Source organism: Frankia sp. Mgl5 (genome assembly GCF_023242985.1).
GTDB classification, from domain to species: Bacteria; Actinomycetota; Actinomycetes; order Frankiales; family Frankiaceae; genus Parafrankia; species Parafrankia soli.
The window spans coordinates 1-259 of the sequence record NZ_JALKFY010000196.1; the positions used below are offsets into that span (position 1 = coordinate 1).

Below are 259 nucleotides of genomic sequence, written 5' to 3' on the forward strand. Positions count from 1 at the left end.
GGAATGAGCGCCGGCTATACGCCGATGGCGGCGACAATGGCAAGCGATGAGATTATCGAGACGATCACCCGCGGCAGCGGCTCGATCATGGCGGGACATACCTACAGTGCCAATCCACAGTCGGCCGCCACCTCGCTTGCAGTGATTGAATATTTGGAAAAGCATAATCTTGTCGGGCAATCGGCCAAACAAGGCGAATATCTGCTTGCGCAATTGCAACAACTGGTGAAAGAGCTTCCGCTTGTTGGCGATGCGCGTG

Annotated in this window: 1 protein-coding gene; it reads left to right on the forward strand. The window is 55.2% G+C overall.

Annotated elements, in window-relative coordinates:
- Positions 1-259: aminotransferase class III-fold pyridoxal phosphate-dependent enzyme (locus tag MXD62_RS08975; RefSeq protein ID WP_248828914.1), on the forward strand; the 259-nt coding region annotated here is incomplete at both ends.